The organism is Chamaesiphon minutus PCC 6605, from assembly GCF_000317145.1.
GTDB lineage: Bacteria > Cyanobacteriota > Cyanobacteriia > Cyanobacteriales > Chamaesiphonaceae > Chamaesiphon > Chamaesiphon minutus.
The window spans coordinates 2,842,628-2,859,146 of the sequence record NC_019697.1 but is presented as its reverse complement, the minus strand read 5'-3'; the positions used below and the strand labels follow the sequence as shown (position 1 = coordinate 2,859,146).

Sequence of the window (16,519 nt, the reverse complement as noted above, 5' to 3'; positions counted from 1 at the left end):
TTGACTAGTTGCCCTGATGTCGAGTTCTAATTTCTTGGGCACATATCATGTCTGAGATCTATCCCCGACTTCTGACAGAAGTTGGAGATATCGGTTGCGATTAAGATCGGCAATAGCGATTAGTTATAGTTAGATGCCACGGCTACATTAACTTGCGCCAACCGCAATACGCGATCGCCAAGTGTGTAACCGCGCTTCAATTCATCGATTACTGTGCCTGCTGGATGTTCGTGAGTAATGACTTCTCGGACGACTTCATGCAGATGAGCTTCAAATTTACGACCTTTACTTTCGGTAACGCGGACGCCGATTTCTTTAATACTCGATAGCATTTTATTTTCTAACATTGAGTAGCCTTTTTGGATGGCGGCTTCCCGATCGGTTTGTGGTTTAATCGAAGTCCGGGCGAGTTCGATGACATCGAATATCGATAATAACTGTAGGGCAATTTCTGCGCGAGTGCCCTGTTCTACTTGCGATCGACTTTGTTTGATGCGCTGCTCGAATTCGTCTGTTTCTTGCTGGTAATGTTCGAGTTCGGCTAATAATTGTTCGCACTCAGATTTGGCTTTGAGGGCTTGTTGTTTCCAGTATAAAGCTGCTGCTAAACTTTCGGAATTATCGATCTCGATCGCCTCGGCATCTGGGTATGTTTGGGCATTGGCTAATTGATTTTGTAGTAAGGTTTTGGGTGGCGCGCACCGCTGCACTTCCCCAAAGCCGATCTTGCCCTGGCGAAATAGGTCGATCGCTAGATCGAGAAACGATCGCATCCCAGTTTCTTGGGCGGCGAGATCGATCGATTCGGCATCGCCGAGGAGAATAGTGGGTTTGAGTCGATCGACGATCGTCAGTACTTCATAGATCCCAATCTCGCCCCGATAGCCAGCTCCCTGACATTGAGAGCACAATTTACCCACTTGCTTGGCGCGCTCGACTGCACTGGGTTCGAGAGTATTGGCACGATAATAGCAACTCCGATCGGTCAAGCTGAGAATTGTATTGCCGAGTTGGGCTAATTTGAGGCGATCTAGCTCTTCTGGCAAGCGACAATCTTTGCAGAGCTGTTTTAACGATTTTTGGGTAATGATGCCGATGGTGGCGGTGTAGAGCTGCGCTGCGGGAACGCCCAGAGCGATGAGGTTAGCGATCGCGTCTCCAGCGGTGGCGGCAGAAATGGTGGCGAAGACGAGGCAACCGCGCGCGACGGCTTGGAATGCGGATTGGGCGACAGGGAGGCTATCGAGCGCGCCGATGGCGAGGATGTCGGGTTGTTGGTGCAGGCAGGTGTCGATGGTGTGGGCGATGGTGTGGGGGTCGGCTGCGGTGGGGAGGAGGATGCGATCGATCCCAGGGATGTCGGCTGTTAATTGACGATCGATTGTATAAATCTTGCGATCGGATTGTTGGAGTTCGGCGAGGCTAGCATCGACGATTGCAGATGTGCTACTGTCTCGTGCGCCAACGATGAGGATCAGTCCGCGATGGCTGTGGATGATGCGGGAGATTGGCTCGAAGACTTCGCGATCGGGAATGAGTTGGTGGAGGGCTATTTGTGGGCGTTGGATGTGGGTAATTTCGGCGGTGATGGTGTCGCCAAATTGAGTGGGTAAGGTGGTAATGGCGATCTGGACGCGACCGATCTTACTGGAGCGATCGAATGTGCCTGTTTGGGGGGCGGTGCGTTCTGGGTGGATTTGGGCGAGGGTTTTGAGGCGATCGATGGTGGGTGCGATCGTGTTGTGGGGCATGTTTTGCAGTGCGGTTTGCAGTAGCCCATTGTGGCGAACTCTAATTTGGAGAGATCGATCGCGGGGTTCAAAGTAGAGGTGCGAGGCTCGATCTTCGATCGCTTTGGCGAGGATTCGATCGACTAGGTTGATGATGGGATTATCTTCTGTGGGTGTCGATTGAATCTGGTTCATAACTAATCGATCGATTGCTGGGGGTGTTGCTGTTCGATCTCAATTATGTTTGCTATTTTTGGCGATCGCCATCCGCCATTTTGACGGGTAATCGTTAATGGGAGTAGATATTATATGTGCTTAGTGTTTTGTTGCTGGTGCTAGTGGAACCCGGATCTGGGGGAGGCTTCCCCCAGACCCCCCGTTGAGGGGCGGGACGCCGCCCCTCAAACTCCCCTGCGTATGTAGGTTGTTTGTGCTAGTGTAGTCTGGGTCGGTTTGACTTGGTGGCTGCGGGGTCGGGTTTGGTTTGTGCTTGGTTGGGTGGGTTGGGCACAAAGCCCTCCCCTGGGCATAGCTTTTTGTGGCTGCGGGGTAGGGTTGGTTGGCGATTTGTTGGATGAGTTGGGCACAAAGCCTTCCCCTGGGCATATTTTTTTACGACTGCGGGTAGGGGGGGTTTGTTGGTGATTGGTTGGATGAGTTGGGCACGAAACCCTCCCCTGGGCATAGCTTTTTAATAACTGCTCCCCTCTCCCCCTCTCCCCCTCTCCCCGTCCCATCGTCTCCCAACTACCCTCTACTCCCTAAAATCGCTTCGATGACGCAATTGAGGTCTTCGTCGGAGAGGTTGGAGCCGGAGGGGAGGCAGAGTCCGCGATCGAAGAGGTCTTCGGCGACTTCGCCGCCGAAGCGTTCGCAGTCGCCGAAGATAGGCTGAAGGTGGAGGGGTTTCCATACGGGGCGGGCTTCGATTTGTTGTTCGGCGAGGGCGAGGCGGACGGTTTCGCGATCGATGCCGAAGGCGGTAGGATCGATCGTCAGGCATGTCAGCCAGCGGGTGGCACTACCCCAGGGGGCTTCGGGCATAAATTCGATGCCGGGGAGGTGTGCGAGGGCTTGTTGGTAGATTTCGCAGTTGCGGCGGCGGGCGGCGACACGATCGCTCAATACCATTAGTTGTCCGCGTCCGATTCCGGCGAGGACGTTACTCATCCGATAGTTATAGCCGATTTCGGAGTGCTGATAGTGGGGCGCGGGATCGCGGGCTTGGGTGGCGAGGAATTTGGCTTTGGAGGTGATGCTGGCGTCTTCGGAGACTAACATGCCACCACCGGAGGTGGTGATGATTTTATTGCCGTTAAATGAGAAGATGCCGACGTCGCCAAAGGTACCGGGAGAGCGACCTTTGTAGGTGGCTCCGAGGGCTTCTGCGGCGTCTTCAATCGTCGCTACGCCGTATTGTTTGCAGAGTTTGATAATCGGGTCGAGATCGGCACTTTGGCCGTAGAGATGGACGATAATGACGGCTTTGGGTAATTTACCGATGCTGGCGCGTTGCTCTAGTGCCGCTTGCAGGACGAGGGGGTCCATGTTCCAGGAGATCCTGTCGCTATCGATGAAGACGGGTTTGGCACCTAAATAAACGATCGGATTGGCACTTGCCGAAAATGTCAGGCTCGAACAAAATACTTCATCGCCAGCATCTACGCCGACGAGCTTGAGTGCTAAATGTAGAGCTGCCGTCCCCGAACTGACAGCAGTTGCATGACTAGAACCTACTGTTTGGCAAAACTCGCGCTCGAAGGCGTCAACATGAGGGCCGATGGGGGCAATCCAATTTGTTTCAAAAGCTTCAGTCACGAATTGATGCTCGCGATCGCCCATGTGTGGAGTTGAAAGCAAAATAGGTTTTGTCATTACCAGAAATTATAAATAAACAAAAATTGAGAGCGATGTCGATCGGGCCAGATCGCAAATAGTAGCTAGTCGAGTCGAGCTTCTCCGTTTCGCCAGAGGCGAGGCTATGCCAACGCGTAGCGTTCCGCTCCGAATGGAGAGACTCTGCCAACGATCGGACGATCCGATTGAATGGTTGCGGTTAGATGGACGATCTGCATTACCAATAAATTGAAGATCTGACTATCTTTAAGTTCCCATCTTTCGGATTTGAGATCCAGAGTTTTTGTCACACTTTAACTACCCTGCGCGGCGGTGCGATCGATCGCTAGATAATGGCTAAGAGCTATCTACTCTCCACTGAGAACTTAGTTTCAATTATACCCAGATTAATTTAGATCCAATCCGTATAACGTCGTAATTGGCGATTGGTATTCCAAGCGTAACGATTATTTTTTGACTGCGATATAGAGCATTCCTGCCAGCTCTGGTACGGTCAATTCTCGCTCGTCAGTTACCAACATGTCGGCCTCAATCTGTTTTTCGGTGCCGAGTGCGACGATTTCAAAACCTACAGATCGTAAGAGGTTGCAAATTTCGGTGACTCGATACCAATAGGTATAGGGAGATCGATCGAAGATGGCGTTGGGGTTAAATTTACCGCCTAATTTTAGCCACGGCAGATCTTGGATCGAGCGATCGTCGCCGCGCAATTTTCTAATGAGTTTTAAATACGTCAAATAGCTGGAGTAGATAAGCTGCCACGGCTAGCGCACCTCAAACCCTATTGACAAAGGGATTGCTGCTGAGGGCTTCTATTTGAGAAAGATCTGAGCTAGGGTAGGTACGAGCGTCCATCTAGCGATTACAGTGAAAGTAATGCCGACACAAGTAGAAAAGAAGAAGCAAAAAACTGAAACAGTCGGAGCGACGAATTTAGACAGCCAAGAAATTACAAAGAAGTTTGGGCAATACTTTCAAGATATTAAAGATCCCAGAACCCAGAGGACGAGAGTACATCTACTCAAAGACATTATCACCATTGCCATCTTGGCAGTAATCGCAGGAGCAAAAGGATGGGAGGATATGGAAGAGTATGGTGTGAATAAGCAAGAGTGGTTAAGTACATTTCTAGAGCTACCAGGCGGAATCCCCAGCGCCGACACATTTAGAAGAGTATTTGAAAAAATCAATCCCAAAGAATTAGAGCAATGCTTTCGGCTGTGGGTGCAATCACTAATTGAGCAACTAGGAGTGGAAGTAGTCGCCATTGATGGTAAAACCAACAGAGGTTCATACGACAGGGCATCTGGGGTCAAAGCGTTGCACATGGTGAGTGCATGGGCGAGTGAGCATCGATTGGTCTTGGGACAAACAAAAGTCAGTGCTAAATCTAATGAAATCACAGCGATTCCCGCATTATTAGAATTGCTAGACATTCAAGGCTGTATCATCACTATCGATGCAATGGGCACGCAGAAATCGATGGCGACGAAGATTACTGGAGCAAATGCCGATTATGTGTTAAGCCTTAAGGATAATCATCCAACACTACACCAACAAGTCAAAAGCTGGTTTGAGACAGCACAATCACAGGGGTTTAAAGGCGTAGATGTCAGTATTAGTCAGCGGGTGGAGAAAGGACATCATCGGATTGAAAACCGGAAAGTTTACACTGTCCCTGTTTCACAACTACCATTGCTGTATCAACAAGACCAGTGGAGTGGACTGCAAACAGTTGTGATGGTTGTACGCAAGTCTCAGTATTGGAACAAGACCACTCATGAAGTCCAATTTTACCTAACCAGTCTTCTCAGCGATGCCAACCGGATTGGTAGTGCGATTCGCCAGCACTGGGGGATTGAGAATTCTGTCCATTGGACATTAGATGTCACCTTTGATGAGGACAAATCTCGCATTCGTTCTCTCCACGGTCCGCAGAATTTTGCCGTGTTACGTCGCCTTGCACTTAATGCCTTAGAACGTGAGACATCTTTTCGGCGTAGTATTCGTCAAAAGTCCCGGCGAACCGCGATGAATGACCGCTATATGCTTGCTGTCTTATCTGCGGCTGTTCCCACTTCCCATCCAAGCACATCCGCTTGTCAATAGGTTTTGAGATGCGCTAACCGTGGATAAGCTGCGAACTCCGCGACTCAAAATTGAGAAAGGAAAATAAGCCCGTACCGCCAGGTTTGAGGATGCGATAGGATTCTTGGAGTGCTTGGAGGCGAGCTGTACTAGTTTCGATTAAGCAAATAATCTGTTGTAAGTAAATAATTTGCTCGAAGCTATTATTGGCGTAAGCTAATTCGATTGCATCTCCGACTTGAAAATCGATAGTTCGATGCGGGTCGCGCTCGATGGCTCGATCGATTAGTGCGGGAATACAGTCAAATCCAGATAGATTTGTAAAGCCCATTTCTTGCATTTTTAATAAGATTCTACCGCCATTGGTACCAGCTTCAACTGTCTTCAGTTCTGGCTGGAGGTATTTTTGAATCAGATATTCTTCTTGGGCATCTAGATTTTCTAGTTCGAGCCAGGTTGAAAATTCTACGCCACTGTATAGATCTTTAGTCGTACTTGAAGATGACATTTTTCTAAATTCTAAGATCCTAGAATATTAGGATCGTTTCAAAAGTGATGAGGTGTTAATATATACAGATCTTAACACGATCGATAGACAGGGAAAAAAGATGTGCTCTCAAATTCGGCGATTGTTTTCTGTAAAGCTTCAGCTCTCAACTGTGTTAAATGATGATAGAGATTCTGATTGATAATGCTTTGCATGGTCATAAAAGTGCCAACGCGATCGGAGAAGCCTGATTTGAAATGAAATAATGAATCACTACTGCTACCCAGCCCACCGCCTAGATTTAAGTATTTATTACCTCGCTGCTGTCCCCATTTAATCATATAGTCGAACATCATAGTTGTCGGCGATTGGGGTAAAAATTCGGTTTTAGTGCCGCCCAAGTGATATTGAACTATGTCGCTAGATTCAGTAACTAGACTAGCCGCAGCAACTGTGCCATCTATTTCGACTACGCAGATCTGTAATCGATCGTCTAATGCTTGGCAAAATTTTTCAAAATAGTCGCGTGTGAAGAAATAAGCAGTGTGTGCATTTACTCGACTCATTGTTTCGATGTAAATATCGATAAATACATCTAAATATTTATCTACTGATTCCATTCTGACAACAAATCCAGCCCGCCTAAGCTTATTAATTTTAGTCCGATGATTCGCTCTCATCTGCTTCCAAATTAATTCGTAGTCATTAGTGAGATCGCAAATGACTACATCCCCACGTTCGCAAATTAGAAATCGATCTGGATTAGAAGTTTTCGGGTCGATATAACTATTAATAATTGGATGCAATCTTAGAAATGCCGAGCAGATATTTTTTTCGTACCAACGTTCGTGAATAGCCTTCAAGCATCGATCGATAAAAGTCTGATTTTGTCCGGCTAGATTTACCAACATCCCTGGATAACCATAGGGAGAGATGACATCATAAATTGGTTCGCCGCCGAGCCGACCGATGTCCAGCGTCTGATGACAATTGCGCAGGATGTAAGGCAAAAAAAATACTTGCTCTCCATCGTTGATAATTATTGCTTCGGGATGACCGCAATGCCTTTGGGCTTCTAATTCTAAGTATCCAGGCAGATGATAAAAGTCATGAGGGAGATCGTTCAAGCATTCCTGCCAAGCTGAGTCTGTTGGCGAAAGAACTTGAGTATTCATCGAGTTTAGTGAAAATGTTTTCACGATCGTACTTCAGCTTCCTAATTTTTTCGTGTTAAAAATGCTACATTCAACCAAGATTGAGCGATTGTGCGCACGCGTGGTGACTACAAAGCTAGTTTTCCCGTACCAACTAGTTTGGAGTTTCGCTCTTACTGGTGATTTTTGTAAGATATGATGCAGTGTATCTCTACCTAGCTTGCCCTAATTTTCCGTGAAACCATCATCAACACAAAAATGACCTGCAAACATGTTTGCAGGTCATTTGTCTGGGACGATCTTGGTTGGTAATTTAACGAGCGGCTGCTAGCAGACTGCCTAAGATGGCTTGTGCGGCTTTTTGGCCGGGGGGTAGCGATCGAATGTAAGCATCTATTCCAGAGGTCGATTGTTGCGCTGCGGCAGAGCGAGTGAGTGATGTAATGTAGTTGTTGTAGGCACTGACCGCCGCCGTGAGAATGACCGGATCGATCGAGCCATCGCCGCTTCTAAGACCCACCATCGATTGGGCGAGTTGCTGGGCGGGGATACCACCACCGAGGGCGGCGACGAGGGCATCTCGTTCTGGGGGGTTGGAGTTAAGCGGCGCGTTAATGACGGCTAGGGCAGTTGCAGCGGCACCAGCATCGACTTCGATCGAGTTACCTGCTACTGTTTGCGTACCGCTGACGCTGGCGGCGGTGAGGTTGGCACTGGCTGCATTGATGCGGCTTTGGACGCCCTCGGCAAAGGTAATTTTGGTGGTTCTACCTGGGGTGGCACCGCTACCGACAACTCCGTTGACGGGATCGGAGCCGTAAGGGGGGTTGCCAATAATATCTACGAATCTTTGGGCGCGTACTGGATTGCTGGCAAGCAGCATCAGTCCGAGGGTGGAGATTGTTGCTAGGGATATATTTTTGATATTCATTTATGCGATTGGTTGGGTTTAGTTTCGATTCGCGATCGTGGTTGTTGTTACTGTGGAGATCTTTACCTCACCTCAACCCTCCCCTTTATCAGAGGAGGAAGTAAAGTCCCACCTGCTTACTCTTTTCCATATGTGGAGGGGAAAATCCCTTCCTGGGAGCGGCTCGCGCTCCTCGGCTTTGCCGAGGGTTTAGCGAGACAGCGACGCAGCTCCCTTCGGGAAGGCTCCGCCAACGAACGGGAGGTTGTGTGCGTCAGCGGCTCTCCGCCGGGAGGGAACCTCCCGGATTATGCGGATGCGCTCCGGTCGGGTTTCCCGACCATGGAAGCGCAACCTTGCAGCGAGACAAGACAAGACAAGGGTGCCCATCGGGCGGGGTGGGTAGATCTCCGCAATTACCGAAAGATGTCAATCGAGATCCGGTGTTTAGAAGTTGATGCCGATGCCACCGCCGAGGCCGAAGCGGCTGGTGGGGCCGCTATTTTGGTCACCAGCGATATCGAGCAAAGCGGGAGTGACTTGTAAACCTACGGAGTCGCCGAGTCGGACGCTGATGGGTAAGCCCACGCTAAAGTTGCGACCGTTGTAATCGGCGGCTACGGCCAGATTTTCGGAGAAGCGGAAGCCCAGACTACCAAACACATTGAGATTGCTATTATTGAGGGTCAGATCGTTGAAGGTGCGGAAACGACCGTTACCCGCGCCGACGGAAGCAGTGAGGTTGCTAGTTTCGCCGAACGGTAAAATACCCGTGACGACGCCGTAATAAGTCTGACCCGGATCGTTGGTGGCGTTGTAACCATTGCGGATGGCGTTTTCCCAGCCGCCTGCGATCGCCAGATTTTCGCCGATTTGTTTGTGGAGCTTGAAGTTGAACCCGCCGCGTTCGGCCAAACTGTTACCAGCCGAGGTATAGGAGGCTTCTACGCCGACGAATTGACGTGCGTTACCCACACCGATACCGCCACCGTAAACGGTGCTCGTACCGCCGTTAGGGGCGATCGCGACGGGCAGGTTATTTTGGTAGCCAGCACCGACAAAGATGTCGCCCCAGTTCGCGCCAAAGGCGGTGGGGGTGGTGATGCCGCCTGCGGGAGCGTTGGGTGCCTTACGTTGGCTGCCGACGACGATCGCGGGTGGGGTACCAATGCTCGTCCGGTTGATTATTTCTTGCGGGCTGAGGGCGACTGGTGCGGTGGCGCAGTTAACGATATATTGTTGGGCGGGACTATCGCTGGCCAATGCGGGAATTCTGCCTGCGGCAACGAGAATTTGATGGAGAGTAGCAGCGACATCTGCCCGCGTAGCGATCCGATTGGGGTCGTAAGCTTTATTGGTAGGATAGGAGACGCTGACTGCTACGCATTTCTGGGTGGCGGCGACGATCGCGTCGCGACCGTAGCTGGGGATCTGTCCGGCATCTGTAAATAGCTCGTCTACGCGACTGGCAGTACTACCGTCGGGTTGCAAGCGACTACCGTTGACGAACGCTACTAGCGATTCGATCCGGAGGATATTCCGGGTGGGGCCGAAGGTATTGTTGGGGTAGCCAGCGATGAAGCCTGCGCGATAGGCTCTGTCGATGACGGAAGCTGCCCAATAATTGGCGGGTACATCTCGAAAGGCACGAGATCCCCGAATCGGTTGGAGGTCGAAGGCTTTATTGAGTAAAGCGGCAAATTCTGCCCTAGTAATCGGTTGGTCGGGGCGATAGGTACCGTCTGGATAGCCGATGATAATATTTCTGTCGGCTAGTGCCCTAATAAAGGGTTCGGCCCAGCTACTAGAGACGTCGCTCAGTCGCGCTTGTGCGAGCTGAGTTTGGGCCACTTTGGCAGTAGGCGCGTTTGGTTGAGCGGACGAGCTAGTATTAGTTATAACGATCGTGGCACTCATCAAAGCGATCGAAGCAGCAAGATTGCGAATGCTGATTTTAGGCATCGCTTTTTTGAAAGAAAATTGTTTTTTGGAATTCATGGTCGAAAATTTTAGTTACCCATAATAGTGGAATTATCGATCGTCACAGTCGCTGCCGACACTTGAAAATAAGCCGAACTAAATTCGGCTCTCACCCTGAGAAAATACTTTAGTTGGTGTTGCGCGATTGTAAGATCGGAGACAGGCGAAGATCTTCCTGGTAGTTAGGAAAGTATCTGCGAACGGCAACACCATTAATTTATCTATCTCAACCGCCTGTAATGTTGAAGTCTAGCCCAGGTGGGTTAGATAAAGAGTTACTTGTCTAAGAGACTTTTGCTCTTTTCAACCAGGTCTTGAGGAGCGTCTTTAAGTTGTTCGGCTTCCTGCTCGATGACCTCTTTAGCTTTGTCTAAACTTTGTTTGACAGGTTGATTGCCATCTTTAAGGGCTTCTTCTATTTTTTGTTCTTCTGCCTTTTCTTTTCTGATCACTCGATCGATAATGCTAGCTTTACTATCGAGGACGATCGGTGCAGCAACAGCATTATCCATGCTTACGCCGATTCCCTGCCACAGCGAAACGGTCATCAGCAAGCCAATTAGGACTTGTTGAAAACTACGTTTTACAACAGAAGCTAGAGTAGTAACTCTGAGTTTCATATTATTATTTGGTTAAGTGCGTACACTCTATTTGTAACAGTAAAGATTTTAAAAACAATCGTTCGATCGAAGTATTATTTTTCCAATGTTTATCACAAACCACTCTTTCTATCGGTCGAACAGTGGTGAGGGAAAAGTTATTCGATCGCCATCGAATCTCCAGAGATCGAGTCAGGTGCCACCCGAAAATAGTAGCGAATCGATCGAGCGCGCCCATTTTCGATGTTCGATAACGATCGAGTCGAAAATACTCTCCCTCTTTAGATAGATTTAAATTGCAGATTTTATCCTGCAAAAGATAGACTAAATTGGGGAACGATGCTCGATACAGATGCCCCGAATGCCCGATAGACAAGCCTATAGCCGTAAAGAGAAAATTAGGAGCGACAATAATTTTACGGTTGTCGCTTATTAACCTCTCGATCGACTCAATAATATATGTCTGACCCTAACGGTGTAATGATGCAATACTTTCACTGGTACAACCCAGATGACGGTAGCCTGTGGAATCAGGTGGCAGCGAAATCTCAAGAACTAGCGGAGGCAGGCATCACTTCTCTCTGGTTACCGCCTGCTTATAAAGGCACTGGCGGCGGTATGGATGTCGGCTACGGTGTCTACGACTTGTTCGATCTGGGCGAGTTCGACCAAAAAGGCTCGGTGCGGACGAAATACGGTACCAAAGAAGAGTACGTCAACGCCATCAAAGCTGCTAAAGCCGCAGGAATTCGAGTCTATGCCGATGTGGTGTTCAATCACAAAATGGGCGCAGATGAAGCCGAAGAAGTCGAAGCGACGCCGTTTAACATGGAAGATCGTCACGCTCCCATTGGTGAATATCAAACCATCAAAGCTTGGACGCATTTTACCTTCCCCGGACGCCAAGGTAAACATTCAACCATGGAGTGGCACTGGTGGCATTTTGACGCGATCGACTACAACGCCTACAATGAGGGCGAATCGGCAGTTTATCTGCTCAAAGGCAAGTCGTTTGAAGAAAATGTCGATAAAGAGAAGGGTAACTTTGACTATCTAATGGGTTGCGATCTCGATATGGAGAATCCCGAAGTCGTCGGCGAACTCAAATATTGGGGCGAATGGTGTTATGACACTACCGACATCGATGGCTTTAGGTTTGATGCTGTCAAACACGTCTCGGCTGAGTTCTTTCAAGAATGGCTCCAACATGTCCGGCAATACGCCAAGCGCGATTTGTTTGCAGTTGGTGAATATTGGTCTTATGAAGTCGATGCGCTGCATCACTTTATCGAAACTACCGACGGAACCGTTCATTTATTCGACGCCCCACTCCACTACAACTTCCATGTAGCCAGCCAAGCTGGTGAAAACTACGATCTGACCAAAATTTTTGACAACTCGTTGGTACAGCAACAGCCGACACTCGCTGTCACCCTAGTCGAAAATCACGATTCGCAACCGCTCCAGTCTCTCGAATCGATCGTCGAGCCATGGTTCAAACCGCTGGCTTACGCATTGATCTTACTCCGCGAAGCCGGATACCCCTGCATCTTTTATGGCGACTACTATGGCGCGAACTACAAAGATTATGGCAAAGACGGCAACGAGTATGAAATCTGGATGGACTGTCATCGGTTCTTAATCGACAAATTCCTCTACGCCCGCCAAAACTATGCCTACGGCGCACAATACGACTATTTTGACCATCCCAGTACCATCGGGTGGACGAGATTGGGCGATGACGAGCATCCCGGCGGCATGGCTGTAGTCCTCACAAATGGATCGGGTGGCGGCAAATGGATGGAAATCGGTCAGCCTAATACTACCTACGTTGATATTACCGAACATGTTAAGGAGCCAATTACCACCAATGATGATGGCTGGGCTGAGTTTCGCTGTAATGGCGGATCTGTCTCGGTTTGGGTCAAACAATAACTCAGGCAGAGGGCAGAGGGCAGAAGTTACTTGAGTTACTGTGGAGATCTACCCACTCCACTAGGCGGGTCACCCGACTAGCAGCCCTACGGGCACCCCTCCCAGGCTACCGTGTACACACATCTCTGGTGAGAAGCGAAATTGGTGTGAATCCCCCTGCTTGGTGCAACACATGCTCCTCCACTCTCCGCGTGGTTGCATCCGCTAAATCCCCCTTAAAAAGCGGATTCGCTCCGGTCGGGAAACCCGACCATGGGAGCGTACCAAGCAGGGGGACTTCCGCATCTGGTTCCCCCCTTTTTAAGGCTACCGTGTATACACAAGTCTGATTGACTTCGTTTCTAGATCTAAATCCCCCAAACCCCCTTAAAAAGGGGCTAAGATCCGGTCAAAGTCCCCCTTGAAAAGGGGGATTTAGCGGCTCCCGTAACTCCTTTGGAGTGGCTGCGCCAACGTCGGGTTCCCCGACGGATTAGGGAGACAAGACAGGGGGATTTCTAGGGTTTTCGCTTCCCTCCAGACTTGTGTATACACGGTAGCTTTTTAAGGGGGGTTAGGGGGGATTTAGATCTAGAAACGAAGTCTAGCCGAATTATATGTACGCGGTAGCCTCCCCACAGGCATCTGTGACAAGTTAAGGTTTTCGATCGAATGTCAACACCCATATATAGCGTGGCTGTTGGTTCGGTCTCACTATATATCAAAAAACTCGATTGATAGTGCTAATGTATTCGATCTCTGAATATCTGATGTAACGGTCGATCGAAGGATCGCCAAACGTGCTTGACAATTGCGATCGCGCCTTAACTTGTCACGAATGCCCCACAGGGGTTTTCTGACGGTTTACGAGGGGTTCTCTATCACCAGCAGGTCGAAACTAGGCACCAGTCCCACAAAATCTGTAGGTAACAAATAGATTTAAAGGGGGAAAACCCATCACAAACGAAAGTTAATTTCTTTAGTAGAACAACTGCGTACCGATTTACCTAATATCAAAAATTGCCCTGACGCCGAGGCTGAAGAGATACAACAAGCGATCGATCCGCAAGCAATTTTGGCAGTCATTCATAAAAATGCCAACCACCTATTGAGTGAGGAATTAGAAATTAAATCCGATCCTAATTAGGGTGGGAAGCTGGGAGCAGGAAAGAGGGAGTCAATAATAAAAGCTAATCTAAAATCCAAAGTCCAAAATCCCAATGACAAAAAGTTCTAAAAATATCATTATTGATACTAGATCGATCGGGGGTAGATCGTCCTCGGGGGATAATCCCGAAATTGTGACGTCGATTACCCAAAGTGATGTAGATATCGATACGCTGATCCCAGAGCAGATTCTCAAAAATATCGAAACGATCGCCGAGCACCAAGAGCAGTACCAAGCACGATCGACTAAGGCTCAACGTAGTTTAGAAAAAATCGTCAGTGTTTTTGGCACCGCCGAATTTTTGTACTTTCAAATCGTCTTTTTTCTGGTGTGGGAATTCTGCGGTTATTTGGTAGAAATGCATATTTTACCTGCAAATTTTCCCGAATTTAGTCTGCGCGAACAATGGTTAGACTTAGCTTCATTGCTAATATCCACCGGAGTACTAGTCTATGAAAATCGCCAAGAAAAGCTCAATGAAGATCGCACTCAATTGATGCTGCAACTCAACCTGATTACCGAGCAAAAAATTGCCAAATTGATTTCCTTAGTTGAAGAATTGCGGATCGATTTACCTAATGTCAAAAATCGGAACGATGAAGAAGCCGAATTGATGAAACAAGCCACCGATCCGCAGGTAATTTTGGAAGTCATTCAAAAAATTTCTGAACCATCACCAACTACAGATTTAGAGGAATAATCTCATGAAACTTAAAGCCTGTCTCATTTTTAATCCAGTTGCCGGACAAGGCGATCCCGATGTCGATCTAGAGACGATTTTGACGATTCTCAGCGGTTGCGCCGATGAAGCTAATCCGGTAGAAGGGATCGAAATCGAAGTAGTCGTCACGACAGCAGACTGCGAACCTGGCGAACTCGCCAAAGCCGCGATCGAACGTGGTGCCGAGTCGATAATTGCTTCTGGTGGCGATGGCACCCTCTCGGCGGTAGCCGCAGCCCTAATTGGTAGCAGTATCCCATTGGGGATTATTTCGCGCGGTACTGCCAACGCCTTTGCCAATGCTTTGGATCTGCCTACTAGTATCCCCGAAGCCTGCGAGTCGATCTTAGCAGGGGGCACCAAAGTCGTAGATATGGCGCGGTGTAATGGCTTGCCGATGGTGCTACTCGCTGGCATCGGCTTTGAAGCTGAGACGGTAAATTTGGCCGATCGCGAATCCAAAAATCGCTTGGGGATGATGGCATATGTCCTGGCGGGACTCAGCCAACTCCGCAACCTCGAACAGTTTGAAGCCAAAATCGAAACAGACGATAAAATCATCACCGTCTTGGCATCGGCGATCACGATCGCAAATGCCGCTCCAGCGACGTCAATTTTGGCTCAAGGAGGCGCAGAAGTAGTCTTCGACGATGGACTCCTCGATTTGACGATCGTCACCTCTAAGACCGCCCTAGGCGCGATCGCCACCTCTTACGATTTGCTCAGCTCCACCTTACGCGGCGAAGCCTCCCAACGCGAAGACGTCGGCTTCGTTCGATCGAAAAAATTTACAGTCACCACCACCCCACCCCAAAAAGTAGTCCTCGATGGCGAAGTCATCGGCACTACCCCACTAGAAGTCGAGTGCATCCCCAACGGACTCACCGTCTTCGCCCCCAAAATCGAAGAAGTCCAACCGACTGAAAAGTTAGAGGGGTTGCCTAATTTGACGATCGAGGATAAGGGTTAGATGGGTAATGGGTAATGGGTAATGGGTAATGGGTAATGGGTTCCAATTCTGTTAAACTTCTACCCTCTACCCCCTACATCCTAAACCCTAAAGCCCAACCCCTAAAGCCTAACTCCTAAAGCCTAAAGCCTAAAGCCTAAAGCCTAAAGCCTAAAGCCTAAAGCCTAAAGCCTAAAGCCTAAAGCCTAAAGCCTAAAGCCTAAAGCCTAAAGCCTATCCCCTAATTAATAATTCCCGATCGCAACGCCCTAACCGCAGCCTCCGTGCGGTCATCGGCACACATCTTGGCTAAAATATTCCGAACGTGGGTTTTGACTGTACCGACGGTAATAAATAACCGCTCGGCGATTACCACATTCGTACAACCCGCCACCATTAATTCCAAGACTTCACGCTCGCGCTCCGTTACCGGATCTGATGCTAGTACCTGCTCGTATTCTGGTTCGACCGATCGAATCTCGACTGTTTGCTTTTGAGTTGCAGGTTTTGGTATACTCTGTCGCATCTGACGCAATACAATACTCGCGATCGCTGGATCGATCCAGGCATTACCTGCATGTGTCATCCGAATAGCCTCGATCAGTGACTCGATGCCGACATCTTTAATGCAATAAGAGTCCGCTCCAGCCGCAAACGCAGCCAAGACTGTATCTTCATTACTAAGCATCGTCAGCATGATTGCCTTAGTTTTAACTTCTGGGTGCTCTTGCTGGAATTTCCGAAACTGCTGTACCAACTCGATGCCATCCATCACGGGCAAACCAATATCTACTAGGGCTACATCCACATCTGTTGTTTGCAACAAATTCAATCCTTGTTGGCCATTGGTAGCTTCGCCAACAACTTCAACTCCTTCTTGAATCTGTAAGACTGTCCGCAACCCAATTCGCACCACATCGTGATCTTCAATTAGGACTACACGAATATCGCTCATAAAAACC

General features: G+C 48.9%; 15 protein-coding genes. 5 read left to right on the top strand and 10 right to left on the bottom strand.

Annotation, left to right across the window (positions count from 1 at the left end; genetic code table 11):
- Positions 1-119 precede the first annotated feature (119 nt).
- From grpE to CHA6605_RS13150, 4 genes are all read right to left on the bottom strand, one after another.
- Positions 120-1,925 carry a nucleotide exchange factor GrpE gene (gene grpE, locus CHA6605_RS13160; RefSeq protein WP_015159935.1) on the bottom strand — a complete coding sequence of 602 codons (1,806 nt, stop codon included), beginning with the start codon at positions 1,923-1,925 and terminating at the stop codon, positions 120-122.
- A gap of 552 nt (positions 1,926-2,477) precedes the next feature.
- On the bottom strand, positions 2,478-3,605 hold the full coding sequence (locus tag CHA6605_RS13155; protein WP_041548017.1) for a DegT/DnrJ/EryC1/StrS family aminotransferase: 1,128 nt from the start codon (positions 3,603-3,605) through the stop codon (positions 2,478-2,480).
- A gap of 104 nt (positions 3,606-3,709) precedes the next feature.
- Entirely contained in the window at positions 3,710-3,877 is a 168-nt protein-coding gene (locus CHA6605_RS34135) for a hypothetical protein (protein WP_157259982.1), read from the bottom strand.
- Between the two features lie 156 nt (positions 3,878-4,033).
- The gene (locus tag CHA6605_RS13150) at positions 4,034-4,324 is read right to left on the bottom strand and encodes a hypothetical protein (RefSeq protein WP_157259981.1); all 291 of its coding nucleotides are present in this window, start codon (positions 4,322-4,324) and stop codon (positions 4,034-4,036) included.
- Between the two features lie 139 nt (positions 4,325-4,463).
- On the opposite strand from CHA6605_RS13150, the gene CHA6605_RS13145 reads away from it, so the two are divergent.
- A complete protein-coding gene (locus CHA6605_RS13145; protein ID WP_015159932.1) occupies positions 4,464-5,696 on the top strand; it encodes an ISAs1 family transposase in 1,233 nt (410 codons plus the stop codon).
- A gap of 13 nt (positions 5,697-5,709) precedes the next feature.
- On the opposite strand, the gene CHA6605_RS13140 is transcribed toward CHA6605_RS13145, so the two are convergent.
- The 3 genes from CHA6605_RS13140 to CHA6605_RS13130 form a co-directional block, all read right to left on the bottom strand.
- Entirely contained in the window at positions 5,710-6,183 is a 474-nt protein-coding gene (locus CHA6605_RS13140; RefSeq protein ID WP_015159931.1) for a class I SAM-dependent methyltransferase, read from the bottom strand.
- Positions 6,184-6,254: 71 nt separating this feature from the next.
- On the bottom strand, positions 6,255-7,337 hold the full coding sequence (locus CHA6605_RS13135; protein ID WP_015159930.1) for a GNAT family N-acetyltransferase: 1,083 nt from the start codon (positions 7,335-7,337) through the stop codon (positions 6,255-6,257).
- Positions 7,338-7,629: 292 nt separating this feature from the next.
- Positions 7,630-8,247 carry a hypothetical protein gene (locus CHA6605_RS13130; RefSeq protein WP_015159929.1) on the bottom strand — a complete coding sequence of 206 codons (618 nt, stop codon included), beginning with the start codon at positions 8,245-8,247 and terminating at the stop codon, positions 7,630-7,632.
- A 12-nt stretch (positions 8,248-8,259) separates the two neighbouring features.
- Between CHA6605_RS13130 and CHA6605_RS34130 the strand changes: the two genes are divergently transcribed.
- Positions 8,260-8,772 (top strand): hypothetical protein, encoded by a 513-nt coding sequence (locus CHA6605_RS34130; protein WP_015159928.1) that lies wholly within the window; start codon positions 8,260-8,262, stop codon positions 8,770-8,772.
- Here the strand turns inward: CHA6605_RS34130 and CHA6605_RS31610 are convergent.
- Both CHA6605_RS31610 and CHA6605_RS13120 read right to left on the bottom strand, forming a co-directional pair.
- The gene (locus tag CHA6605_RS31610; RefSeq protein WP_015159927.1) at positions 8,674-10,224 is read right to left on the bottom strand and encodes an S-layer homology domain-containing protein; all 1,551 of its coding nucleotides are present in this window, start codon (positions 10,222-10,224) and stop codon (positions 8,674-8,676) included. The genes CHA6605_RS34130 and CHA6605_RS31610 overlap by 99 nt on opposite strands.
- 257 nt (positions 10,225-10,481) lie before the next feature.
- Positions 10,482-10,826 (bottom strand): hypothetical protein, encoded by a 345-nt coding sequence (locus CHA6605_RS13120; protein ID WP_015159926.1) that lies wholly within the window; start codon positions 10,824-10,826, stop codon positions 10,482-10,484.
- A gap of 438 nt (positions 10,827-11,264) precedes the next feature.
- On the opposite strand from CHA6605_RS13120, the gene CHA6605_RS13110 reads away from it, so the two are divergent.
- The 3 genes from CHA6605_RS13110 to CHA6605_RS13100 all read left to right on the top strand — a co-directional run bounded on the left by CHA6605_RS13110 (position 11,265) and on the right by CHA6605_RS13100 (position 15,578).
- Positions 11,265-12,740 (top strand): alpha-amylase, encoded by a 1,476-nt coding sequence (locus CHA6605_RS13110; RefSeq protein WP_015159925.1) that lies wholly within the window; start codon positions 11,265-11,267, stop codon positions 12,738-12,740.
- A gap of 1,280 nt (positions 12,741-14,020) precedes the next feature.
- On the top strand, positions 14,021-14,587 hold the full coding sequence (locus CHA6605_RS13105) for a DUF1003 domain-containing protein (RefSeq protein ID WP_198288489.1): 567 nt from the start codon (positions 14,021-14,023) through the stop codon (positions 14,585-14,587).
- 4 nt (positions 14,588-14,591) lie between these two features.
- Positions 14,592-15,578 (top strand): YegS/Rv2252/BmrU family lipid kinase, encoded by a 987-nt coding sequence (locus CHA6605_RS13100; protein WP_015159923.1) that lies wholly within the window; start codon positions 14,592-14,594, stop codon positions 15,576-15,578.
- A 220-nt stretch (positions 15,579-15,798) separates the two neighbouring features.
- Here the strand turns inward: CHA6605_RS13100 and CHA6605_RS13095 are convergent, their stop codons facing one another.
- Entirely contained in the window at positions 15,799-16,512 is a 714-nt protein-coding gene (locus CHA6605_RS13095; protein ID WP_015159922.1) for a response regulator, read from the bottom strand.
- Positions 16,513-16,519 lie beyond the last annotated feature (7 nt).

Excerpts from the sequence above, each read along its gene's own strand:
- grpE (WP_015159935.1), bottom strand. The coding sequence starts at position 1,925 with ATGAACCAGATTCAATCGACACCCACAGAAGATAATCCCATCATCAAC.
- CHA6605_RS31610 (WP_015159927.1), bottom strand. The coding sequence starts at position 10,224 with ATGAATTCCAAAAAACAATTTTCTTTCAAAAAAGCGATGCCTAAAATC.
- CHA6605_RS13135 (WP_015159930.1), bottom strand. The coding sequence starts at position 7,337 with ATGAATACTCAAGTTCTTTCGCCAACAGACTCAGCTTGGCAGGAATGC.
- CHA6605_RS13100 (WP_015159923.1), top strand. The coding sequence starts at position 14,592 with ATGAAACTTAAAGCCTGTCTCATTTTTAATCCAGTTGCCGGACAAGGC.
- CHA6605_RS13110 (WP_015159925.1), top strand. The coding sequence starts at position 11,265 with ATGTCTGACCCTAACGGTGTAATGATGCAATACTTTCACTGGTACAAC.
- CHA6605_RS13145 (WP_015159932.1), top strand. The coding sequence starts at position 4,464 with ATGCCGACACAAGTAGAAAAGAAGAAGCAAAAAACTGAAACAGTCGGA.
- CHA6605_RS13095 (WP_015159922.1), bottom strand. The coding sequence starts at position 16,512 with ATGAGCGATATTCGTGTAGTCCTAATTGAAGATCACGATGTGGTGCGA.
- CHA6605_RS13130 (WP_015159929.1), bottom strand. The coding sequence starts at position 8,247 with ATGAATATCAAAAATATATCCCTAGCAACAATCTCCACCCTCGGACTG.
- CHA6605_RS13155 (WP_041548017.1), bottom strand. The coding sequence starts at position 3,605 with ATGACAAAACCTATTTTGCTTTCAACTCCACACATGGGCGATCGCGAG.
- CHA6605_RS13120 (WP_015159926.1), bottom strand. The coding sequence starts at position 10,826 with ATGAAACTCAGAGTTACTACTCTAGCTTCTGTTGTAAAACGTAGTTTT.
- CHA6605_RS13140 (WP_015159931.1), bottom strand. The coding sequence starts at position 6,183 with ATGTCATCTTCAAGTACGACTAAAGATCTATACAGTGGCGTAGAATTT.